This window comes from Romboutsia hominis, from assembly GCF_900002575.1.
Classification (GTDB): Bacteria; Bacillota; Clostridia; order Peptostreptococcales; family Peptostreptococcaceae; genus Romboutsia_C; species Romboutsia_C hominis.
In genome coordinates, this window is the sequence record NZ_LN650648.1 from 247533 (window position 1) to 270741 (window position 23209).

Here is a 23209-nt window from a genome sequence, read left to right on the forward strand (position 1 = left end):
AATAAAAACAACTTGATAATAAAGGATATTATAGATTAGTAGTGAAAATAAATTAAAAATGATAAATTAGGAAGTTATTAGAGTATAATTTAAAAGTATAGAATATAAACTTATATTAATTAAGTAAAGAAATTAGAAAGGTTGGAACACAGATGATAAGAACAATTGTAAAAGATATATCATTTTTAAAACAAAAATCAGAACCTGCGACAAAAGAAGATATAGACGTTATTAATGATTTAATCGATACATTAAGAGCAAATTTAGAACATTGTGTGGGTATGGCAGCCAATATGATAGGAGTAAAAAAACGTATATTGGTATTTACTGTAGGGAATATTATAGTTCCTATGGTAAATCCAGTTATATTAAAAAAAGAAAATCCTTATGAAGCAGAAGAAAGTTGTTTATCTTTAGATGGTTTTAGAAAAACAACAAGATATGAAACTATAGAGGTTGAATATCTAGATATAAATTTCAAGAAGCACAAACAAATATTTACGGGATTTACTGCACAGATTATTCAGCATGAGGTAGATCACTTCGAAGGTATAATAATCTAATAGATAATATTGTAAGCATTATAATATGGATTTTTCTATAAAAATTATATAATGATATAACCTTTAAAGTATTTAAATTACCGCATTAATATGTGTGGTAATTTTTTATTTTATTAATAATAAAAGTAAACGATTTTTATTGACATAAGTATCTATAATAGTTAATATAGTTTAGTACAAAACAAAATTTAATATGGAGGTGTTTCCATTATGAATAAAAATAAGCTTAAGCTAGGACTTGATATTAGCAAAATTCATCATATAATTTCAAGGAAGATGGATGCTTCTGTAATTAGTGCAATTGATGATAATTTAACTGTATCACAAGCTTATGTAATAGATTTTATTTCTAATGAAGGTAAGGATAAAGAAATATTCCAAAAGGATTTAGAAAAAGCCTTTGATTTAAAGCGCTCATCTATTAGCTTGATGCTAAATAATATGGAAAAGAGTGAGTTAATAGAAAGAGTACCTGTTACAGAGGATGCACGATTAAAGAAAATAATTTTAACTCAAAAATCTATAAAGCTTTATGAAAAAATTTCAACTGCAATTGATTCAATAGAGGATAAATTATCAGAAAATATAACTCCAGAAGAAATAAAAGTATTTCAAAGTGTACTTGAAAAAATAAGAAATAGTTTAGAATAACCGTTTGAAATTTCAATAACGGTTATATTTATATAAATATTGTTTTGCACAAAACATAAATAAAAATAGGAGGATGATATATGTCAAAAGTATCTAACTTTACAGAAGGGAAGATATTCTCCCCTTTATTAAAATTTGCAATACCTATACTACTTGCATTATTTTTGCAAACCATGTACGGTGCAGTTGATTTACTTATAGTAGGGCAATTTGGTAATGCAGCAGATGTGTCTGCCGTTTCAACAGGTAGTCAAGTAATGATGACTATAACTGTAATAATTACAGGGTTAACTATGGGGCTTACCATATTAATAGGACAAAAACTTGGAGAAGGAAATTCAAAAGAAGCTGGAAATGTTGTAGGAAGTGGTATTTCAATATTTGCTATTATAGCTATAGTTATTACTGTTTTAATTGTTAGATTTGCTTCACCTATTTCAACTTTTATGCATACTCCAAAAGAAGCTTTCGATAGCACTGTAATGTATATAAAAGTTTGTGCTTCAGGATCTATTTTTATAGTAGCTTATAATATTATAGGAGGCGTATTTAGAGGATTAGGAGATTCAAAAACTCCACTTATTACAGTAGGGATTGCATGTGTTACAAATATTATAGGAGATTTAATATTTGTTGGAATATTTAAAATGGCTGCTACAGGTGCAGCACTTGCTACTATAATGGCTCAGGCAATTAGTGTTATACTTTCTGTAATAATTATTAAAAAGCGTGGACTTCCTTTTGAATTTTCTAGAAAAAGTATAAAGTTTCATAAAGGTTTAACATCAAAGATAATTAAATACGGTACTCCAATAGCTTTACAAGATGGACTTGTACATTTATCTTTCCTTGTAATTATGATTATAGGCAATTCAATGGGAGTAATTCCATCAGCAGGAATTGGTGTCGCAGAAAAACTTGTTGGATTTATAATGCTTATACCATCATCTTTTTCTCAAGCAGTATCTGCGTTTGTTGCACAAAACTATGGAGCTAAAAAATACCATAGATCAAGAAAAGTTCTTGTTTATGCAATTTCGGCTTCTTTATGTTGTGGAGTTGTAATGTTTTATATTACCTTCTTCCATGGAAATTTACTTGCAGGAATGTTCTCTAAAGATAAAGATGTAGTCTTAGCAGCTTGGGAATACATGAAAGCATACGGAATAGACTGTCTTTTAACTGCAATTATGTTCTGTATGGTAGGGTATTTTAATGGATGTGGAAAAACAACTTTTGTAATGATACAAGGAATAATAGGTGCTTTTGGGGTAAGAATACCAGTATCATATATTATGAGTAAAATATTACCAGTATCGTTATTTAAAGTAGGTCTTGCAACACCAATGTCTACATTTGTACAAATTATATTATGTGTAATTTACTTTATGATTTTATCAAAGAAGTTGTCAAAAGAAGAGACACCTGTAGATATAACTTATCAAGTACAAGAGCAGTAAATCTTTAATTTTAATAATTGAAGTACACGAATACCTATATCCTTTTGGATATAGGTATTTTTTATTATGAATTTTTATATAAGTTTTCAAAAAGTACATAATAATTATTTTTATTTGATTTTAAAATGTTATTGATATTGATTATTAATAATGATAGAATTGTTATAGTAAATTAAATTAGGGGGAAAAGCTAGTGAGTAAAATTAAAAAGTTTATATATGTAACAGTAGGATTAATATCATTTGTGTTAGGCGCGATAGGCGTTGCACTTCCAATACTTCCGACTACTCCATTTTTATTATTAGCGTCATATTGTTTTGTTAGGGGCTCTGAAAAGTTTGATAGATGGCTTAAGTCAACAAAAATTTACAAAAAACATTTAGAAAGCTTTGTAAATGAAAGAGCTATGACTATGAAACAAAAGATAGGTATATTATTATTCGCAGATATAATGTTAGCATTTCCAATTATAATATTAGATAGTTTACATATTAGGTTATTTTTAATAGCTTTAGCATGTTTTAAATATTATTACTTTATGTTTAAAATAAAAACAATAAAACAAGATGATTTAAAAGTAAATTCTCAATAAAGGTAAAAGTAGAAAGGAAAACATGAATGTTACATAGATTAGGATCAATGTTATTTTTGTTAGCTATAATAACATATTTTTTTAAGTATTTAAAATTTATAAATAATAAACTAATTTTAAAGTTACATATTTTAACTGGAAGTTTAGGATCACTAGCAATGATTGTATATTCAATAACAGATTATATTAAGGATAAGGAAGTTACAATATTGCCAGTAGGTATAGCTAGTTTATTAATAATATTATCTGGGACTAATAAGGTCAGAAAAAAATATAAATGGTTACATTTAATGTCGGTTATAGGATTTGCAGTTGCGCTTGCATATCATATAATCAACTAATATGCAGGAGGGAATATTATGGTAAATAAAAGATTACTTTCGCTTAGCAAAGAATCTCAAAAATATGTATATTTTACAGTTTTAATGAACTGGATATCAATAATTTGTAATATAGGAATAGTTTTATTTGTTGGAAATATAATAGACAAATTATATAATAATGATTTGAATTTTAATATGGTAGCTTATGTGGCTTATTTAGGTTCGTTAATATTGATAAGATTTATATGCAATTATATGTCAGGAATATTTTCTTATAATTCTTCAGCAAAGGTAAGAGCATCAATAAGAGAAAGTATTTATAAGAAATTATTAAAATTAGGTGTAAATTATAATGACACAATATCAACATCATCAACTGTTCAAATAGCAGTGGATGGAGTTGAGGCACTTGAAATTTATTTTGGTAGATACTTACCTCAATTATTTTATAGTTTATTAGCACCGCTTACATTATTTGCTGTTATAGCACCTATAAGCTTTAAGGCAGGTATAGTACTTTTAATATGTGTTCCATTGATACCAATATCAATAGCGTCAGTTATGAAATTTGCTAAAAAACTTTTAAGCAAATATTGGGGGATATATACTAATTTAGGAGATTCATTCCTAGAAAATCTTCAAGGTCTTACTACTTTAAAGATATTTGATTTAGATAAAGAAAAAAATGATGAAATGAATAAAGAAGCAGAAACTTTTAGAAATATAACAATGAAGGTTTTATCAATGCAATTAAATTCTATAACAATAATGGACTTAATAGCATTTGGTGGTTCTGCTATAGGTATATTAATAGCTGTTAATGAATTTTCTAAAGGCAATATTACTATAGGATCTACAGTAGTAATAATATTATTATCATCAGAGTTCTTTATTCCGATGAGGCTACTTGGGTCATTTTTCCATGTCGCTATGAATGGATTAGCTGCTGCTGATAAGATATTTGATTTACTTGATGCTAAGGTTGAAGAAGAAAAAGAGTTATCAGATAAGAATAAAGCAAAATTAAAAGATATTTCTATATCAATAAAAAATGTTGATTTTAGCTATGATAAAGAAAGAAAAGTCTTACATAATGTAAATATAGATATAGAAAATAAATCAATGGTTGCTTTAGTTGGAGAAAGTGGTTGTGGAAAAAGTACAATAACTAATTTACTTTTAAAATTAAATAAGGTCGATAAAGGTGAAATTCTATTAAATGAAGTAAACTTAAATGATATACCATTTAATGAATTAAGAAAAAAAGTAAGCTTTATAAGTCATAGCTCGTATATATTTAACTCTACGATAGAGGCAAATTTAAGAATGGGTAAAGAAGATGCAACTGAAGAAGAACTATATATAGCTTTAAAAACAGCAAATCTTTATGATTTTGTAATGGGACTTGATAAAAAATTACAAACTCCAGTTGGTGAAAATGGGTCGTTCTTATCAGGAGGTCAAAAGCAAAGATTAGCTTTAGCTAGAATGATACTTACGAATCCGGAAGTTTATATATTTGATGAAGCAACTTCAAATATTGACGTTGAAAGTGAAGACTCAATACTTGAAACGATATATGCTTTAGCAAAAGAGAAAACTGTAGTAGTTATATCACATAGATTAGCTAACATAAAAAATGCGGATAAGATATATGTGTTAAATAAAGGGTATATAGCTGAAAGTGGAAATCATGAGGAATTAATGAACAATAATTCAGTATATGCGAATCTATATACTAATCAAGAAAACTTAGAAAATATATATAAAGAAGATATAGTTAGGGAGGTGGCTATAAGTGAATAATGAAAGAAAAAGATTGTCAGGTAGTAAAATAATGCTTAGACTTATAAAAATACTAAAGCCACTAGTACCTGTAATGATGATAACAATAAGTTTTGGTGTATTAGGATTTTTAGCGGCTATAGCAATAACTACATTTGGAGCAGTTGCTATGGGAGATATTATAGGTCTTGATATGGGTTATACTTTTAAAAATGCAGTAAAAGTAATAATAGTATGTGCAGTACTTAGAGGTATATTAAGGTATATAGAACAATACTCAGGTCATTATATAGCATTTAAAATACTTGCTATACTAAGAGACAAGGTATATAAAGCTTTAAGAAAGTTAGCACCAGCTAAGCTTGAAAGTAAAGAAAAAGGAAATTTAATATCAGTTATAACTAGTGATATAGAATTACTTGAAGTATTTTATGCTCATACAATAGCACCAATAGTTATAGCTATAATTACATCATCAATAATAGCATTATTTTTATATAATATAAATCCATACTTTGGGATTATAGGATTAGTTTTTTATGTAATAGTAGGATACATAATACCAGTTTTATCTTCTAAATTAGGAAGTGAAGCAGGACTTGATTATAGAAATGAATTTGGGCAAGCTAATAGTTTTTTACTTGATTCATTAAGAGGTATAAAAGAAATATTATTATTTGGTCAAGGCGATAATAGACTAAACTCAATAAATAAAAATAGTGATAAATTAAATGAAAAAATGAAAGTTATAAAAAGTCATGAAGGTTTAATAAGAGCTTTAACTGATATAACTATAATGATAGCAATACTTATAACTCTTTACGTAGGTGTTGAATTATTTAAAGCTGATACTATAAATTTAGGTCAAGTAATAGTTGCTTTAGTTTTACTTTCTAGTTCTTTTGGACCAACTGTAGCGTTAAGTAACCTATCAAATAACTTAATGCATACATTTGCTTGTGCACAAAGATTATTCGATATATTAGATGAAGTGCCTGCTGTTGAAGAAGTATCTGGAAATTGTGATTTAGAAATGAATAATACTAATATAAATGATTTAGAATTTAAGTATGCAGATAGAGATGAAGTATTACTTAAAGATGTCAATCTTAACATTAAAAAAGGGGATAAGGTTGCAATAATAGGAGAAAGTGGTTGCGGAAAGAGTACACTTTTAAAACTTATGATGAGATTCTGGGATGTAGAGAATGGAAGTATTGAAATAGACAATAAGAATATAAAAACTATTCCAACTAAAGCATTAAGAAAATCTCAATCATTAGTAAGTCAAGAAACATTCTTATTCAATGATACTATTATAAATAACTTAAAAATAGGTAAAAAAGATGCAACTATTGAAGAGGTAATAAGTGCTTGTAAAAAAGCCTCAGTACATGAGTTTATAGAAACTTTACCTAATGGATATGAAACTAATGTTGGAGAAATAGGTTCTAATCTTTCATCAGGTGAAAAGCAAAGATTAGGTATAGCAAGGGCATTTTTACATAATCCACAAGTTTTAATACTTGATGAGCCTACAAGTAATTTAGATACACTTAATGAGGCACAAATATTAAAAAGTATAAAAGAAGAATCAGATGATAAAACAATAATAATGGTATCACATAGAAAATCTAGCACATCAATATGCGATAAGAAGGTTTATGTAAAAAATAATACACTTAAATTTAACTAATATAAAAGGGCTATTTTAGCCCTTTTATATTAGAGATAATTAGGGAGAAAGAGTATGACTAGAATAGAAAAAGAGAAAAATATTATTAATCTTATGATAAATATATATTGCAATAAAAAGCATAGGCATAAAAACGGATACTTATGTAATGAATGTAGTGAACTTTTAGAATATGCTAATAAAAGGTTGGATTTTTGTAAATTTGGAGAAGAAAAGAAGTTTTGTAGTAAATGTCCTATACATTGTTATAAAAAGGATATGAGAGTTAAGATTAAAGAAGTCATGAAGTTTTCAGGTCCGAGGTTATTATTTCATGAGCCAATAGAAGTTATAAAACATATTTTTGAAAAATAATATAAATTAATGATACACTTAGAAAATTATCGTAAGTTTACATCCTTGATTATTTTTAAGTTTAGTTTAAGGTAGAGTTGTTATTATATCCTAAGAAAAAGAATACAAATAAAAATTCAAATTAAATAGATATAATTTTCGGAGGATAAATCATGAACAAAAAACTATTAACAATGTTATGTGCACTTTCCTTAACAGTAAGTGTAACAGGATGCTCAGCAAAAACTAATACAAAAACATCTACAAATACAAACAAAACTACAGTAACAAACCAAGCAATAGATTCAACAAAAAGCGAAGAATTAAAAGAAGTAGATACCTATATAGAACTTGGAGATAGCATAAGCATAAACGGAGAAGGTGCTAAGGTAGAAAATAATGTAGTAACAATAACTTCAGCAGGTACTTATAGCATAAGCGGAGAATTAAAGGACGGGCAGATAGTAGTAAGTGCAAGTGAAGAAGATAAAGTTCAAATACAATTAAACAATGCAAATATAACAAGCTCAAATAGTGCACCTATATATGTAAAAAGTGCTAAAAAAGTAGTAATAGGGCTAATTGAGGGAACTAAAAATACTATAACAGATGGAGAAAATTATGTATTTGAAGATGCTACAACAGATGAACCAAATGCGGCAATTTTTAGTAAAGATGACCTTACTATAATAGGAACAGGTTCATTAGTAGTAAATGCAAACTACAACAATGGTATCACTAGTAAAGATGACTTAAAAATAGAAGGCGGACAAATAACAGTAAATGCAGTATCAGATGGACTAAGAGGTAAAGACTCTATTACAATTTTAGATGGTAAAATAACTATAGATGCAAAGGAAGATGGTATGAAATCTAGTAATACTGAAGATGCAGAAAAAGGATATATACATATTCAAGGTGGGACTTTAAATATCACAGCAGGACAAGATGGAATACAAGCTGAAACTAATGCAGTAATATCTAATGGAGAAATAAATATAGTATCAAGTGAAGGAAGTAAAAATAGCAGTAGTAAAAATGAAAACTGGGGTAACTGGGGAGGTAAGCAACCACCAGGAACACAACTACCAGACAAGAATAATACAACCACTACAGAAGAAACAGATTCTATTAGTGCAAAAGGAATAAAAGCAACTTCAAATATTACAATATCTGGAGGTAATATAAATATAGATTCATCTGATAATTCTATTCATTCAAATGACACCATAGTAATTAAGGGAGGTAATATCAAAGCATCTTCTGGAGACGATGGTGTACATGCAGATTCTAAAATAGAAATAAATGGTGGAGATATAGATATTACAAAATCATATGAAGGTATAGAAAGTCAGTCTATAACAATAAATGATGGAAATATAAATGTAGTAGCAAGTGATGATGGAATAAATGCCGGTGGGGGAAATGATGCTTCTTCAACTGGTGGTAGACCAGGAGAAAATAATTTTGATTCATCTAGCAAATGTGAAATAGTTATAAATGGCGGATATATAGTAGTAGATGCTAGAGGAGATGGTATAGATGCAAATGGATCAATAACGATAAAAGGTGGTACAACAATAGTAAATGGTCCCGAAAATAACGGAAATGGTTCTTTAGATTATGATGGAAGTTGTGATATAAGTGGAGGAATATTAATAGCAGCAGGTAGTGCAGGTATGGCACAATCACCTAGCTCTACTTCATCTCAAAATTCAGTGAACGTAGCTTTATCATCACAACAAGCTAATACAATAATTCATATAGAAGATGAAAAAGGAAATGAAGTAATTACCTTTGCACCATCAAAACAATATCAGTCAGTAATAGTATCATCACCTGAATTAAAAACAGGTTCAACATATACCGTATCTTATGGAGGAACTTCAACTGGAGAATCTAAAGATGGATTATACACTGGTGGTAAATACTCAGGAGGAACAAAATCTACGAGCTTTACAGTATCAGAAAGTGTAACTAACCTAGGTTCAGCAGGAGGTTCTATGGGAGGTCCTGGTGGGGGTCATATGGGAGGTGGAAAAGGTGGCATTAGACCAGATAGAAATGGTAGTATGCAACAACCACCAACACAAAATAGCATGGAAAACAATATTCAAACACAATAACAAATACTAAAAAAGAGGAGCAGTAGCTCCTCTTTTTTAAGTGTTTGTTATTTTATTGAAGAGGAAGCTCTACTATAAAAGTAGTATCTTTTCCTACGTTACTTTTAGCATATATCTTACCTTTATGTTGAGCTACTATAGACTTAGCAATAGATAATCCTAATCCATAACCTCCAGTTTCTCTTACCCTGGAAGTATCAATTCTGTAGAATCTTTCAAAAATTTTCTCTAGATACTCAGGTTCAATACCTTCACCAGTATTTTTAACTATTAGCTTAACTTTATTTTTATCTTTAAATAAATCAACAGTAATTTTACCACTCTTATTACTATGCTTTATAGCATTGTCCATTAATATATTAAATAATTTTTTGATACCCTCAGTATCTCCATTAATAAAGATATCATTTGAGATATTTTCTTCTAATTCAATACCATTTTCATAGATAATAGCATCAAATCCAAGCATTATACTTTGGACTATCTTACTAATATTAATAGATTGGAGTTCAATTTTATTTTCTTCAACATCTAGCTTAGCAAGAGATAACATCTCATTAACTAACTCAGACATTCTGTCACATTGAGAGTTAATGTAGTTAATCCATTTAGACTGATTTTTTACAGCATCATTTGGATTACTTAGTACTAATGAAGTATTGGTCTTTATAATGGTAAGAGGGGTTTTTAACTCATGAGAAGCATCAGCAATAAACTGTTTTTGCTTTTCAAAAGTTTCTTTTATAGGTTTTAGAGCCTTGTTAGTTAAATAAAAACTAATAAATAATAAAGCTATTAAACTTATACAGCCAACTAATAAGAAACTCTTTAAAAGCTGAGTTACTGTATTTTGCAGATAAGTTCTATTTAGTAAAACAATTTTACTGCCCATAGGAGTATCTTCTTTTGTATAAGAATATTTAGTATCACCTATTTCTATTTTGCCAGATCTACTTTTATTGTTTAGTATTTGTACTACAGATTCCTTTAGATTATTGTTATCAATTTTAGTATTAAAACGAGTAAAAGTATTTAATACATTTTTATTTCTGTCATACTCTGCAATTATATAGTCATAATAAGGTTTAGGTTTATGACCACCCCTTAATAAAACTTCCATTTCACCATTCATTTCATTAACTATATTAGTATAAGTTATGGCAAAAATAGTTCCAAAAATAGCTACAAAAACTGTAGTAAGCAATGTCATATTAATAAGTACAAATTTTTTCTTTAGCTTATCAAACATTTTGCTCCTCCAGTTTGTATCCAACTCTTCTTAAGGTAGTAATTTGAACATTTGATTGAACATAAGCTAATTTTTTTCTAAGGAAGGAAATATATACTTCAATATTATTGTGCTCTACATCAGAATCAAAGCCCCATAGTTTAGTGATTAAATCATCCTTAGTTACTATAGATTTAGGTCTTTCCATAAAGTATTTTAGTATATCAAACTCCTTAGAAGTTAGAGCAAGAGAAGTACCATTGACTTCCATATTATAAGTAGAAATATTTAATTTAATATCTCCAAATTCCAATATATTATTATTTACCATAGGACCTTTTCTTCTAGTTATAGCTCTTAGTCTAGCCAATAGTTCTTCAGGAGAAAAAGGCTTAGGTAAATAGTCATCAGCACCATAATCAAGTCCTAAAATTCTATCTTCAACACTACCTTTAGCAGTAAGGAGTATAATAGGAGTTGAAATTCCTTCTTTTCTTAAGTCTTTTAATACATCTAGACCATTCATTTTAGGCAACATTATATCTAAAATAATAACATCATAAACATCTGTTAAACCATAATCAAGTCCATCCTCACCATCAAATACGGCATCAACAGAGTAATTATTTTTCATTAAAATCTGAGTTAAAGCTTCGGAAAGTTGTTTTTCATCTTCTACTAATAATAATTTCATAAAAATATACCTCTTTATATATTGTCTAATAATATATTACCAAATAATTACACATTTATTATCTAAATTTAAAATTATAAAATAAATCCCCTTAAAATTACTTTAAGGGGTTAATATTAACTGTAAGTATTATTTTCAAATCCAGCTAACGTTAATACTATATTTAAATTTCCATTTCTACATCTTAATTCATCAATGAATTTCTTTTGATTTACATCAGGCTTTAATTGAACTTTGTAATTTAATTCAAATAATGAACCGAAATCTCTAGTCCTGATTCTTTCTATATAAAATGAGTCAGTGTATTTGTTTAATATATCTTCAAAAGCATCTTCATAGTTTAAATCTTCAGGAATAGTAATTTTAAGTTGCATATTTTTATTTTTAGGTACAGAAAACTTAGTAAATTCAAGGATTGCCATAACTGCACATAATATAGTAGTAAATATTACAGCATATCCAATATATCCCATACCACAAGTAAGCCCAACAGCCAAAGTAAAGAATACATAAGCTATATCCTTAGGATCTCCAGGAGCACTTCTAAAACGAATTATTGAAAATGCACCAGCTAAACTAAATGCTCTAGCTATGTTGTTTCCTACTAATAAAATTATTATAGCTATAACCACAGGTAGCATAATAAGAGTAGTAGTAAAACTTGAGCTATAAGTGGTTTTGTTTGTCCTCATATATATAACGCTAATTAAAAGCCCTAAAATAATTGATGATATTATTACAATAAATGCATTTATCAGAGTAAATGACTCCCCACTTGTTGATGAAATTATTGTTTCTAACATACTTTTTTTCTCCCTTTTATATCTATATTTGAATTGTTTAAACAGTAATTCATAAATTCACTACCGTACTTTGAAAAATGAGTGTTGTAAATTTCTAGTTCACTAAGTATTCTAGTAAACCATAAAGGCATAGAGCCTAAAATTTTTACTTCCATTAAATACTTACCTTCACCTAAAATATCTTGTCCAAAACTTCCAGACTCTAAAGCTAAGTTATCTCGCCTAGTAATAATTTGAGAATCAAAGGTTAATCTAAAATCTCTATCATCGTTAGCAAAAAATGCCTTTCTAGAGTAGCTAATATATACTTTTGGATAGACTTTATTTTTTTTTAGATAATACTGTATCTCATTAATAACTTGTTTATTGATATAATCATTAGAAGTAGGTGCTATACCTTGGTTTACAAATTTATAGGCTTCATCTAAAGTAAGAACAACTCTTCTTTTATTAACAATACCGTTGATTTTCTTTTTAAGTTCTAAAAAGACACTATCATCTATACTATTAGGTACAGTATAACTTCTAAGTCTTAGCTTTTCCTTATAATAAGGTTTAGCAATAGAATGTCTAATAACATCGTTGTTATCTGTATCGTAATATATATTGTAGATAGAGTAGTTCTTACCAGACTTACAATGTTCATCTGGATTCATATACTCTAGTAATCTTGGTATTAATGCATCATACTGTTTTTGAGTTAAAATAAACTTCTTTTCATAACGTTTAAATGACTTAATCGCCATCAAAATACCTCCTAAAAAATATTTCTATATCTCTGTGATTTTATTGTATAAATTTAACCTTAAATGAATCTTAAAATAAAATTTGCTTTGTTTAAGTAACCCTATTGAAATCCATGAAAAATATATTGATATTACTACTAATGTGTTTTTATATTTTAAAATGATATAATTAATATGCTAATTAGCTAATAAAGAAAAAATATAAAAAGGAAGTACAAGAAATTATATTTAATGATAAGTGGAAGGCAGTAAAACATTTATTTTTAAGCGAAATAAATAATAAGTATAGCTCATCTTCAATAAATAATTTATTTTTATATTGTTATGAGATGATTATGTGTGAAAAGAAATTTGCATCAGTAGAATATATAAATGAGCATTATATGAATGATATAGATTTAAAAAATTTAGCTCAAATTGAACATTATAATATGAATTATTATACTGAATGGTTTAAAAATAATATGGGTGTATCTCCAATTGAATGTCTCCAAAAGTTAAGAATTGATAAGAAAATATTAGACCAAAATAATTCAAGAAATATTCTAAATAAGTGCTAAAAAGTATCTGTATATGAGATAAGAATATTTTTACTGCATAGTATAATAATTTATAAATCAATAAATATCAATAATTTATTACCATTGAGAAAGGAATTGATATACTATGATAGATATTAAAGTTTCAGAAAAGCTAAAAGAAGTATGTCCAGATATTACATTAGGATGTATACAAGCAAGTGTAAAAGTGGAAAGTAGTAGTGAAAGCATATTAAAAGAAATAGATAAATATTGTGAAGATCTAATTAAAAAAATTTCTTTAGAAGATATAGCAAGTTTACCGAGAATAAAGGATGCTAGAGAAGTATATAAAAAATTAGGCAAATCACCTAGTAAATACAGAGTATCTTCAGAATCTTTAATGAGAAGAATTTTACAGAAAAAAGGACTTTATAAAATAAATAACATTGTAGAAATTAATAATTTAATATCTTTAAAATCTGGTTTTTCGGTAGGGAGTTATAATATAAACAATACACAACCTCCAATATGTTTGACTATAGGGAAAGAAGGACAAAAATATAAAGGTATTGGTAAAGATCTTATAAATATTGAAAATCTGCCAGTATTATCGGATGAGATATCTACTTTTGGTAGTCCTACAAGTGATTCAGAAAGAGCAATGATAACTAATGATGTGAGTGAGATAATTATGTGTATTTATTCTTTTAGTGGAAAGCAAGAAATAGAAGAGTATTTAAAATACGCAAAAGAATTATTAGAAAAGTATGCAAGTGCAAAAAACATTTCGATTAAAGTAATTAGCTAATGAATTAAGGTGTTGGTAGAAATACTAACATCTTTTTTAGTATAAAATTAAAAGGGGGAAGTTAAGTTGATTTTGTAAGATTATTTAAAATAATAAAAAGAGTGTAGATAAGCTTGTTTTTACACAAATCTATCTACACTCTCATACTTAGATATTTCTCTCTATATAAATTTACTTATCAGATTTATATTTACATACACCATTTATATAAGTTTCATGTACATTTAAATTATTATCTATAACTATAAAATCTGCATCCATACCTTGGTCTATACAACCACATACATCATTAATATTACAACTTAAAGCAGGTACATATGAAGCCATTTTTATTGCCTCTTCTAAAGTTGCTATATTCCAATCAATTACATTTTTAATAGCATTATTCATTGTTAATACGCTTCCAGCCAAACTTCCGCTACTTAATCTTGCAACTCCATTTTTTACATTAACATCGAACTTCCCAAGAATATACTCACCACCAGGCATAGCACCAGCTCTCATACAATCTGTAATCAAGGCAATATTATCTCTAGATTTAATATCCATCATTATTTTAGCAGCAATAGGGCTTACATGATGTCCATCGCATATTAGCTCTGCATATGTATCTTTTAATGCCATAGCTGCTCCAACCATTCCAGGTTCTCTATGATTTAATGGGCTCATACCGTTATATGTGTGTACAAATATTTTAGCACCTGAATTAACTACTTTCTCGGCTTGTTCAAATGTAGATGAACTATGCCCAAGTGCTATTGATATATTGTTTTTAGTAGCATATTTAGTAAATTCTACTGCACCTTCACGTTCTGGGGCAATTGCTATTTTCTTTATTAAGTTTCCTGATTTCTCTTGCCATTTTTTTAGGATATTAATTTCAGGGTCCTTAAAATATTTTTCATTCTGGGCACCTTTATGTTTTTCAGTAAAAAATGGACCTTCTAAGAAAATTCCTTGTATTTTTGCGCCCTCAACTTTTTTGTAATTATTACTTATATTTTCTATAGATTCACTTAGTGTTTCTATAGAATCAGTCAAAGTTGTTGGTAGAAAAGAAGTTACTCCATATTTTAGTAATCCTTTTGAAATTGTATTAATAGCCTCAAATGTGTTATCCATAACATCTGCATTTAAAAGACCATGTATGTGAGTATCGACTAAACCTGGAGCAATATACTTACCTGAGTAATCTATGATATTGTCATTAACATCTGGTTTTTCTTTTTGAAATTTGCCAAATTTACCATCAATTATACTAAGGTATCCTTTTTCCTCTATACCATATTTCATAAAAAACTTATCTGCATAAATAAAATTTTTCAAAGTTGATCCCCCTAATCATATTATATTTGGTATGTTTCTTATCTCAAATGTCTTATTTTATATACAAATTTATCACTTCTAGCAACGCTTAGAGTAAATTCAATAACTATATTATTATCATTATATGTAGTACGAAGTAACTTTAAGCATGCTGAATCTATTGGTACTTCCAATAGCTCCGCCTCTTTATCAGATACTATACCTGCAGAAAATTCCTCATCAGCCACCTTGATAATTTCGCCATAGTCTTCTCTAAATATTTCATATAAAGGTTTTTGTATAACTTTTTCTTGTGTTAATCCCGCAAACTCTCTCATAGGAAGATATGTTCTTTCAAGCATCATAGGAATATTATCTGCAAGTCTTAGACGCATTATTTTTATTATTTTTTCGCCAGGGTTTATACCTAACTTTTCAGCAAAATATTTTGTACTTTCTACTATCTCAAAGGATAATACTTTTGTACTTGGATTTTTTCCTTGAGCTTTCATATGATCAGTAAAGCTATAACTATCCATTAAATTTTGTGAATTTTGATTAAGTGCAGCTACGAAAGTTCCTTTTCCATGTCTTTTGTATATATACCCCATATGTTCTAAGTCAGCCATGGCCAATCTAACTGTGGTCCTACTTACTCCGTATTCATCACAAATTTTTCTTTCTGATAGCATCCTATCATTAGGCTCCATCTCATTTTCGATTTTATTTCTTAGTATTTCAACTAATTGATCATATATTGGTCTTTTATCATTTCTGTTTATCATAAAAATTTTAATCCTCTCTAAGTGGTTATTACCACATTTTAATTATAAAATGAGCAACTATTTCTGTCAATGAATAAAGTATAGAGATAACTGAGCAAGGAAAATTATTAATTTATGCTAAAACTACATAGTATTGACAAAAATAATAAAATAATTTATATTCAAAGTGGTAGTAACCACATTGAAGGTTATAGATTAGGGGTTTGTATATTAATAAAAGGAGAAGTAATTATGATTACGACAATAACATTCAATCCATCTATAGATAGAATGTATCGAGTAAATAGTATAAATATAGGTGAAGTTCAAAGAGTAATAAGTACAAATGCAACTGCTGGAGGAAAGGGTCTAAACGTAACGAAAGTATGCAAAATTTTAGGAGAAAATCCGCTAGCTATGGGATTTATAGGGGGATTTAATGGAGCATTTATAAAAGATGAACTTAGAAAATTAGGTATAAAAAACAAATTTACAGAAATAAAGCAAGAGACTAGAAATTGTTTAAATATAATTGAAGATAATAAGGTAAGTACAGAGTTCTTAGAAAAAGGCCCAATAATAGGAAATAGTGATTTAGAAAAGTTTGAAAATGATATAAAAGAAGTAATAAAAGATACTAAAATACTAATAGCTTCAGGTAGCTACTGTCAAAATATGCCATTAGATTATTATGAAAAGATAGGTCATATATGCAGAGAAAATAATATAAAATTTATATTAGATACATCAGGAGAACCATTAAAAATAGCACTAAAATCAAAGCCATATTTAATAAAACCTAACACAGATGAAATAAAACAGATATTAAGAACCAATGTAGAATCAAGAGATGAGGTTATATCTGCGGGGAAAAAACTTCTTGAAATGGGAGCACAAAATGTGTGTATATCTCTAGGAAAAGAAGGAATGATTTACTTAAATGAATATGGAGTATATGAAGCAAAAGTACCAAAGATAGAAGCTGTGAATACTGTAGGTAGTGGAGATAGTACAATAGCTGGATTTAGTGTAGGTATTTTGAGAGGATATGAAGTAGAAGACTTGCTTAAATTTTCTAATGCTTGTGGTATAAGCAATGCTCTTAACATAGAAACTGGATTTGTAACTTTAGAAGAAGTTGAAAAATATCAAGGCTTAGTTAAAGTAACAAAATTAAGTTAGTAAAATCTGAGACAAATAGGTTCATAATAATTATTTTTAGCATATTTTTATAATTGTAAACTTAATTATAATTAAAGCATAAAATTTATAAGGAGAATAATATAAATATTTTCTTATTGACAAAAAATTCAAATTAATTTATATTTGGATTATTGGTAATTACCACTTGGGAGAGAATAAAATAGTTTAAGTATGATATATATTTTTTTTAAAAATAACTGGTTATAACCTTATTACCAGATTTAAATTTGAAAATATGAAAGGGGAAAGTAATATGTTTAAATTAGAAGAACAAAAGTTACAAGATTTAGGTGCAATAATAACAACAACAGAAATAAAGCAACAACCTGAGTTATGGTTAGAAGCTTATGAAATATATAAGGATAATAAAGAGCAATTAAATAAGTTTATAGAAAATATAGGTAATAAGCATGGACAATTTAGAGTTATATTTACAGGTGCTGGAACTTCAGCTTATGTAGGAAATTCAATACTTCCATATCTTAAAAATAAAAATGATATAAGAAAATGTATAATTGAAGCAATACCTACTACAGATATAGTTTCTAATCCATATGATTACTTAAAAAAGGATGTACCAACATTATTAGTTTCATTTGCAAGAAGTGGAAATAGCCCTGAAAGTTTAGCAGCTCTAAATTTAGGAAGACAAATTGTAGATAATTTTTATCATTTAGCTATAACTTGTGCTCCAGAAGGAAAACTTGCTCAAGTAACTAAAAATGATGAAAATAATTATTTATTATTAATGCCATCAAGATCAAATGATAAAGGTTTTGCTATGACAGGAAGTTTCTCATGCATGATGTTAACTGCAATGTTAATATTTGATAACTTAGAAGAAGATGTAGAGAAATCTTATATAGATGCAATAATAGAAATGGGTAAAAATGTATTAGATAGAAAAGATGAAATACACGAGTTAATAAATAAAGATTTTAATAGAGTAGTATACTTAGGATCTGGAGGTCTAGGAGGATTAACACAAGAAGCACAGTTAAAGTTATTAGAACTTACAGCGGGGAAAATAGCTACAGCATATGATTCTCCTATGGGATTTAGACATGGTCCAAAGTCGTTCATTGATGAAAATACACTTATATTTGTATTTGTATCCAATAATGTATACACAAGAAAATATGATTTAGATGTTTTAGAAGAAATAAATGCAGATAAAATTGCTAAACTTACTTGTGCAATATCAGTAGAAAATGAAAATAATTTCTCAGGTACAACATTTGGATTTGAAAGAGAATACGATAAATTACCAGATGCATACCTTGCATTCCCATATGTATTATTTGCACAAACTATATCACTATTTGCATCAGTAAAATGTAATAATAAACCAGATACACCATCGCCAACAGGGACAGTAAATAGAGTAGTAAAAGGTGTAATAATACACGAATATGAGAAGTAAGAAATTGAAAATTTATAAATATTTAGATTAAAATTAGGGGGTATAAATATGGCATTAGTAACGACAACTGAAATGTTTAAAAAAGCACAAGAGGGAAAATATGCAGTAGGGGCTTTTAATGTAGAGAATATGGAAATGGTAATGGCTGTTATAGAAGCTGCAGAGGAACTAAATTCTCCAGTCATACTACAAACTACTCCATCTACTGTAAAATATGCAGGTCTTGACTATTATTTAGCAAATGCAAAAGTTGCAGCAGAGAGAGCGAAAGTACCTGTAGCAATGCATCTAGATCATGGTTCAAGTTTTGATCTTGCAATGAGGGCTTTAAGAACAGGTTATACATCAATAATGATAGATGGTTCCCATCAAAGTTTTGAAGAAAATATATCATTATCAAAAGCAGTGGTAGAAGCTTGTAATCCATCTCTTATACCAGTAGAAGCTGAACTTGGAAAAGTTGGGGGAAAAGAAGATGATCTAGATGGTGGAGAAGGAAGTGCTCATACAGATCCACAAGAAGCAAAGGAATTTGTTGAAAGAACAGGAGTGTCTTCATTAGCTATAGCCATAGGTACAGCACATGGTTTATACAAAGGAGAACCTAAAATAGATTTAGATAGATTATCAGAAATTAAAAAATTAGTTTCAGTACCATTAGTATTACATGGAGGATCAGGAATACCTGATGAAACTATAAAAGAAACTATAAGAAGAGGTATTGTTAAAGTTAACTATGCAACTGAATTAAGAATTGCATATAGTAACGGTGTAAAAAAAGTTTTAAGTGAAGATCCTGAAGTTATAGATCCAAAGAAATATGGAAAAGCTGGACTTCAATCAGTAAAATCATTTGTAAAAGAAAAAATGGTTGTATGTGGGTCTATAAATAAAGCATAAAAATAAAAATATCCTAGATTTATTTTAGATAAATCTAGGATATTTTTATTTTTGAAAAAGGTATGTCATTTATTTAAATAATGGTATAGTTTTTTCATATAATTGTTGAAAAATATCGGCTTTTATTGGAAAAAGATTGAAGATATAATTAAAATATAATAAAAAACAAACTATAGGTTTTATTGTTGTATCAAACATATATTTTATTATGATATATTAAGATACATAAATTTCGCTATAAATATAGAAAAGATCGACTTTTTAAAGAAAGTGTTTTCAATTCATAACATTATTTAAAAGTATAAAAATAACTGAGGGAGGTGGGTATATGAGAGAGCGTGTTATTCTTGAATGCTTAAGAAACAGTGGTGACTATCTAAGTCTAGATTATTTTGCAGATAAGCTAGGGGTATCTACTAGAACTATTAGAAATGAAATTAAGAATATAGAAAGTGTAGAAGAACGCAATGGTTTTAAATTAGAATACAAGACTAGACTAGGATATATTTTAAATCTTAAAGACCAAGAAAAGTTCGAGAATTACCTAAAAAACTTACCCTCATATTCAATTGAAAATCCAGAACAACGGATAGAATCTATAATAGTAGAACTATTAGTAAATGAAGGTTACAAAACTATAGATCAGCTAAGCAAAAAATTCTTAGTAAGTTCATCTCAAATTAAAAATGATTTAAAAAAAGTAGATAAAAAGCTAAGAGATACAGAATTGAAGTTAGAGCGTAAGGCTCATTATGGAATTAAGATAGAAGGTACTGTTAAATCAATTCAAAAAATATTAGTAGAAAATTATTTTAAAGAAAATAGAAATATAACGGAATATAGAGATAAATTTATAGATGATTTCAAATTAGATGATATTAGAAGCACAATAAAAAATGTACTTAATAAGCATGATTTGGAAGCAAACCTAACGGAACTTGAAGAAATATTAGCTCAAATTGTTACTTTATATATAAGGGTCAATTTGAGAGTATTAGAAAATATTAATGAATTAAAGTTAGATACAGAAGATTTAATAATAAATGATTTACTAGATAAAATTTTTAAAGACAAAAAATATTATCTTACTTATGAGGAAAATGATTACTTAAAGCAACTTATAAAGCTAAGGACTAAAGATAAAAAAGCTACCATAATGAATGCTGACAAAAGTAAACTTCAAGATATAATATACGAATTTTTTAAAGGTGTAGATAAAAAATATAATACTAGTTTTTTAGAAGATAAAGAATTCTTTAATTTACTTTATTTACATATCGCGTCTTTAATAGAACGTGTAAAAAGGAATCATAACACAAAAAATCCTTTTTCGGTGAAGATAAGTCAGCAATATCCAACAGTTTTTAATTTAGCTATTCAACTTTCCAAAGTTATAGAAAGTGAATACAAGATAAAGATAAGTCAAGAGGAAATAGGTTTTATAGCCACTCATATAGCTGTACCATTTGAGAAAAGAGAAGAAGCTAGTTTTAATCAAAAATATAAAATAGCAGTAATATGTTCATCAGGAGGGGGAAGTGCATTTCTAATAAAATTAAGATTAAGAGAAATTTTTCCAAATGCTGAAATAAAAAACTTTTCTTTGTTAGATGAAGAAGAAGTAGTATGTTTTGAGCCAGACTTGATTTTTTCAATAACAAATCCACAATTCAAAACAAATGCTCCAGTTATACTTATAAATGAAATTTTAGATGAATTAGATTATCTAAATATTAAAGAAAGTGTACGATTTGCAGACCAGATAGGGAGTTTGTCAAATCCTAAGAAATATATATTAAGTCTGTTTAATAAAAATCATTTTAGATGTATAAAAGAAAAAATTGATTATAAAGATATTCTTGATAATATGTCACAGTGTATAGTTGATGAAGGTGCTTGTTCTCCAAGTTATCCTCAAGATGTATGGGAAAGAGAAAGTTATTTAAGTACCATTTATACAAATGGGGTATCAATACCTCATCCAATTGAAATGACAGGTAATAAAAATATAATATCAGTAGCTTTGGTACACTCTGATATTATTCATGAAAATAGAAAACCAAAAATTATTTTTATGATTTCGCTAATAAAGGGAAATCTAGAGCTTCACAAACAAATATCTAAATACTTAACTAAGATTATGGCAGATAAAGATATAGTAGATATGCTAAATAGATCACAATCTTATGAAGAGTTTATGTATAAATTAAAAATCTACATAGGGGGTTAGATATGAATATAGATTTTTTTAAGAAATTATCAGAAGCAGATGGGATAGCCTCTAATGAAGGAGAAATTAGAGAAGTCTTATTAGAAGAGTTGAAAGATTATAGTGATGAAATAGTATGTGATGGATTAGGGAGTATAATTTTTTCTAAGATAAAAAATGAAAAAGCACCAAATGTAATGATCTGTGCTCATATGGATGAAGTAGGGTTTATGGTAAGAAGTATAGATAAGCTTGGTATGATTCATTTAATAACAATAGGAGGAGTAAAACCTCTTGCACAATTCACACAAAAAGTTAGAATCACTACAAGCGAAGGGAAGAAAATCCCTGCTATCATAAATGGAACATATAATGATGGTAAAGTTGAGAAGGTGTATGCAGATGTTGGAGCATATACAGCAGAAGAAGTATACAATTTAGGTATTCAAGTTGGGGACATGGTAACATACACTACTGATTTTGAAGAATTTACTTTAGAAAATAGATTAGTAGGTAAGGCCTTTGATGATAGAATTGGATGCTTTGTAATGGGAGAGGTCTTAAAAAGACTAGAGAAAAAAGATATAAATTGTAATGTTCATTTTGCAGCTACGAGTAGTGAAGAAGTTGGTATAAGAGGTGCAAAAACAGCAACTCAGTTAATAAATCCTGATGTAGTATTTGTAATAGATGTAGCATGTGCTAAAAATGAATTTTTAAGAGATCATACAAATCAAAAACAAATAGATAAAGGCATAATGCTAATGCATAGAGATAGAACTTTAGTTCCAAATAGAAAAATGATAAATTACATAATAGAAATTGCTGATAAAAACAATATATCTCTTCAACATGATATGTTTGAGTCAGGTGGAACTGATGGTGGAGAGGCGCATCTTGTAAATGAAGGTAAGCCTTGTGCAGTAACTTGTGTCCCAGTTAGATATGGACATTGTGCATTTTCTATAGTAAGCAATAAAGACTTAGAATCTATTATAGAGTTATATACTCAGTTAGTTTTAAATTTTGATGAAGAAAGATACAAAAATATAAAGAATTTTATTTAAAAGGAGAAT

At 27.9% G+C, this 23209-nt stretch carries 22 protein-coding genes; 16 read left to right on the forward strand and 6 right to left on the reverse strand.

The window, feature by feature from the left end:
- Positions 1 to 131 precede the first annotated feature (131 nt).
- The 9 genes from FRIFI_RS01140 (at position 132) to FRIFI_RS01180 (ending at position 9529) form a co-directional block, all read left to right on the forward strand.
- Positions 132 to 563 (forward strand): peptide deformylase, encoded by a 432-nt coding sequence (locus tag FRIFI_RS01140; RefSeq protein WP_278336166.1) that lies wholly within the window; start codon positions 132 to 134, stop codon positions 561 to 563.
- Positions 564 to 773: 210 nt separating this feature from the next.
- A complete protein-coding gene (locus FRIFI_RS01145; protein WP_092922687.1) occupies positions 774 to 1214 on the forward strand; it encodes a MarR family winged helix-turn-helix transcriptional regulator in 441 nt (146 codons plus the stop codon).
- Between the two features lie 80 nt (positions 1215 to 1294).
- A complete protein-coding gene (locus FRIFI_RS01150) occupies positions 1295 to 2674 on the forward strand; it encodes an MATE family efflux transporter (protein ID WP_166504766.1) in 1380 nt (459 codons plus the stop codon).
- A 193-nt stretch (positions 2675 to 2867) separates the two neighbouring features.
- Positions 2868 to 3266: a YbaN family protein gene (locus FRIFI_RS01155; protein WP_092922693.1), complete on the forward strand. Its 399-nt coding sequence runs from the start codon at positions 2868 to 2870 to the stop codon at positions 3264 to 3266.
- A gap of 26 nt (positions 3267 to 3292) precedes the next feature.
- The gene (locus FRIFI_RS01160; protein ID WP_092922696.1) at positions 3293 to 3607 is read left to right on the forward strand and encodes a hypothetical protein; all 315 of its coding nucleotides are present in this window, start codon (positions 3293 to 3295) and stop codon (positions 3605 to 3607) included.
- Between the two features lie 18 nt (positions 3608 to 3625).
- Positions 3626 to 5395 (forward strand): ABC transporter ATP-binding protein/permease, encoded by a 1770-nt coding sequence (locus FRIFI_RS01165; RefSeq protein WP_176579598.1) that lies wholly within the window; start codon positions 3626 to 3628, stop codon positions 5393 to 5395.
- The gene (locus FRIFI_RS01170; RefSeq protein ID WP_330405546.1) at positions 5388 to 7070 is read left to right on the forward strand and encodes an amino acid ABC transporter ATP-binding/permease protein; all 1683 of its coding nucleotides are present in this window, start codon (positions 5388 to 5390) and stop codon (positions 7068 to 7070) included. Before FRIFI_RS01165 ends, FRIFI_RS01170 begins: the two co-directional genes overlap by 8 nt.
- A 54-nt stretch (positions 7071 to 7124) precedes the next feature.
- A complete protein-coding gene (locus tag FRIFI_RS01175) occupies positions 7125 to 7424 on the forward strand; it encodes a nitrous oxide-stimulated promoter family protein (RefSeq protein ID WP_166504767.1) in 300 nt (99 codons plus the stop codon).
- A 152-nt stretch (positions 7425 to 7576) separates the two neighbouring features.
- The gene (locus tag FRIFI_RS01180) at positions 7577 to 9529 is read left to right on the forward strand and encodes a carbohydrate-binding domain-containing protein (protein ID WP_166504768.1); all 1953 of its coding nucleotides are present in this window, start codon (positions 7577 to 7579) and stop codon (positions 9527 to 9529) included.
- 52 nt (positions 9530 to 9581) lie between these two features.
- On the opposite strand, the gene FRIFI_RS01185 is transcribed toward FRIFI_RS01180, so the two are convergent.
- The 4 genes from FRIFI_RS01185 to FRIFI_RS01200 all read right to left on the reverse strand — a co-directional run bounded on the left by FRIFI_RS01185 (position 9582) and on the right by FRIFI_RS01200 (position 13000).
- Positions 9582 to 10778, reverse strand: a complete 1197-nt coding sequence (locus tag FRIFI_RS01185; RefSeq protein WP_166504769.1) for a sensor histidine kinase — start codon at positions 10776 to 10778, stop codon at positions 9582 to 9584.
- Complete coding sequence (locus FRIFI_RS01190) at positions 10771 to 11451, reverse strand: response regulator transcription factor (RefSeq protein WP_166504770.1); 681 nt, start codon at positions 11449 to 11451, stop codon at positions 10771 to 10773. The genes FRIFI_RS01185 and FRIFI_RS01190 overlap by 8 nt, the downstream gene beginning before the upstream one ends.
- A gap of 116 nt (positions 11452 to 11567) precedes the next feature.
- Positions 11568 to 12254, reverse strand: coding sequence for a DUF4956 domain-containing protein (locus FRIFI_RS01195; RefSeq protein ID WP_166504771.1), 687 nt, complete (start codon positions 12252 to 12254; stop codon positions 11568 to 11570).
- Positions 12248 to 13000 carry a polyphosphate polymerase domain-containing protein gene (locus FRIFI_RS01200; protein ID WP_166504772.1) on the reverse strand — a complete coding sequence of 251 codons (753 nt, stop codon included), beginning with the start codon at positions 12998 to 13000 and terminating at the stop codon, positions 12248 to 12250. Before FRIFI_RS01200 ends, FRIFI_RS01195 begins: the two co-directional genes overlap by 7 nt.
- 335 nt (positions 13001 to 13335) lie before the next feature.
- Between FRIFI_RS01200 and FRIFI_RS01205 the strand changes: the two genes are divergently transcribed.
- Both FRIFI_RS01205 and FRIFI_RS01210 read left to right on the forward strand, forming a co-directional pair.
- On the forward strand, positions 13336 to 13560 hold the full coding sequence (locus FRIFI_RS01205; protein WP_166504773.1) for an AraC family transcriptional regulator: 225 nt from the start codon (positions 13336 to 13338) through the stop codon (positions 13558 to 13560).
- 106 nt (positions 13561 to 13666) lie between these two features.
- On the forward strand, positions 13667 to 14329 hold the full coding sequence (locus FRIFI_RS01210; RefSeq protein ID WP_166504774.1) for a B3/B4 domain-containing protein: 663 nt from the start codon (positions 13667 to 13669) through the stop codon (positions 14327 to 14329).
- Between the two features lie 171 nt (positions 14330 to 14500).
- Here FRIFI_RS01210 and nagA read toward each other — a convergent pair whose 3' ends face one another.
- Both nagA and FRIFI_RS01220 read right to left on the reverse strand, forming a co-directional pair.
- Entirely contained in the window at positions 14501 to 15655 is a 1155-nt protein-coding gene (gene nagA, locus FRIFI_RS01215) for an N-acetylglucosamine-6-phosphate deacetylase (protein ID WP_166504775.1), read from the reverse strand.
- A 38-nt stretch (positions 15656 to 15693) separates the two neighbouring features.
- Positions 15694 to 16419, reverse strand: a complete 726-nt coding sequence (locus tag FRIFI_RS01220; protein ID WP_166504776.1) for a GntR family transcriptional regulator — start codon at positions 16417 to 16419, stop codon at positions 15694 to 15696.
- A gap of 231 nt (positions 16420 to 16650) precedes the next feature.
- On the opposite strand from FRIFI_RS01220, the gene pfkB reads away from it, so the two are divergent.
- The 5 genes from pfkB to ypdE all read left to right on the forward strand — a co-directional run bounded on the left by pfkB (position 16651) and on the right by ypdE (position 23200).
- Positions 16651 to 17580 carry a 1-phosphofructokinase gene (gene pfkB, locus FRIFI_RS01225; protein WP_166504777.1) on the forward strand — a complete coding sequence of 310 codons (930 nt, stop codon included), beginning with the start codon at positions 16651 to 16653 and terminating at the stop codon, positions 17578 to 17580.
- Positions 17581 to 17854: 274 nt separating this feature from the next.
- Positions 17855 to 19024, forward strand: a complete 1170-nt coding sequence (locus FRIFI_RS01230; protein ID WP_092922732.1) for an AgaS family sugar isomerase — start codon at positions 17855 to 17857, stop codon at positions 19022 to 19024.
- Between the two features lie 48 nt (positions 19025 to 19072).
- The gene (gene fba, locus FRIFI_RS01235) at positions 19073 to 19924 is read left to right on the forward strand and encodes a class II fructose-1,6-bisphosphate aldolase (protein ID WP_092922735.1); all 852 of its coding nucleotides are present in this window, start codon (positions 19073 to 19075) and stop codon (positions 19922 to 19924) included.
- 328 nt (positions 19925 to 20252) lie between these two features.
- Positions 20253 to 22154: a BglG family transcription antiterminator gene (locus FRIFI_RS01240; protein WP_166504778.1), complete on the forward strand. Its 1902-nt coding sequence runs from the start codon at positions 20253 to 20255 to the stop codon at positions 22152 to 22154.
- A 2-nt stretch (positions 22155 to 22156) separates the two neighbouring features.
- On the forward strand, positions 22157 to 23200 hold the full coding sequence (gene ypdE, locus FRIFI_RS01245) for an aminopeptidase (RefSeq protein ID WP_166504779.1): 1044 nt from the start codon (positions 22157 to 22159) through the stop codon (positions 23198 to 23200).
- Positions 23201 to 23209: the final 9 nt, after the last annotated feature.